Below are 1,192 nucleotides of genomic sequence, written 5' to 3'. Positions count from 1 at the left end.
GTAACGATGTGCAACATCACTAAAGTAACTGCAATGCTCATCAATTTTGTCCGTTAACGGTGTCAGTAGCGGATACAGGTTGACGAAGTCTTTCACCACAATCGTGAAATTATGGTAAACATAACGCTTCATGAAGTTGAGGTTTTTAACCGGATAGGTGAAAAACATACTATTAGGCAACGTCGCAGTTTTACCCGTGTAATGGTATTGCCCGTGATGCAAATCGATCTCTTGAATCACTGTCGCCATCATGTTGTGTTCGATCACCTCGCCACACAACTTACCCACTTCAATCCAATCACCCACTCGAAACGAGCGCGAACTCGCACGTTGAATCGAGCCTGTAAAACACAAAATGATCTCTTTCGATGCCACCACAATAGCAACCGCAATCGCTGTAACACTGAGCGCAAACTCACTGATTTCTGATTGCCAGAGGATAAACAGGATCAGCAATGTGAACGCAAACGTACCGTTTTTGGTTCTCGACATCCAACTGCGTTGATCTTCGGTTAAAAAGGCATGATCACCGCGAATCATCGACAAAATTGAACGACGTACCAACCACATAAAAAACAAAATTAATGTGGTAAACAGCATTTTGTGCGTGAGAAGAAAATCGACGACCAACTGCACTTTCTCCATTACCCAGCTCCCTTGTTACAGACTTATTATCTTTCGAATAGTAATGGGTAACCATAACAAATTATTCTGTCAGTTGTCCGTGTTCACTCTCTTTAAATACGATAAAGGCACGTCGATTCAGTGCGTTTGCTTCCGAAGTCGTTTGATTTATGACCGGTTGCAGTTCACCAAACGCTTTGACCTCCCAAACAAGCCGCGACGCATCAAGTTTGGTCTTGAGATATTCGGCCACAGTTTGAGCTCGTCGCTCTGCCAATTTTTCATTGTAAGAAAGCGAGCCGACTTGATCGGTGTGCCCTGCAACCAAAATGCTGCCTTCTAACCCTTGTAACTGTTCAATGAAATCATCGAGCTGAGTGAGATCTTCAGCTTTCAACTCTGACTGATCAAAGTCGAAGTGTGGCGTCATGGTCATATAAACCTTGCGCTCTGGCTTTGGAGGTTCGCAGAATGGCATCTCATCGTATTTTTGCGCCTCCTCAAACATGACGTACGCTCGGCGGTTTTCAGCACGCGCTTGCTCTGAAGTATCGAGCGTAAGCGGTTG

General features: G+C 44.7%; 2 protein-coding genes. Both read right to left on the bottom strand.

Annotation, left to right across the window (positions count from 1 at the left end; translation table 11 throughout):
- Window positions 1–645 (bottom strand): mechanosensitive ion channel family protein (locus R7P35_RS25160; RefSeq protein WP_318093127.1); only part of this gene is annotated, 645 nt, incomplete at its 3' end.
- A 61-nt stretch (window positions 646–706) separates the two neighbouring features.
- Window positions 707–1,192, bottom strand: a 486-nt coding sequence (locus R7P35_RS25155; protein WP_318093125.1) for an OmpA family protein, incomplete at its 5' end; no start/stop codon positions are given.

Source organism: Vibrio sp. Vb0304, assembly GCF_033338995.1.
Classification (GTDB): Bacteria; Pseudomonadota; Gammaproteobacteria; order Enterobacterales; family Vibrionaceae; genus Vibrio; species Vibrio alginolyticus.
The sequence above is the reverse complement of the archived record's forward strand: the minus strand, read 5'-3'. Positions and strand labels throughout refer to the sequence as shown.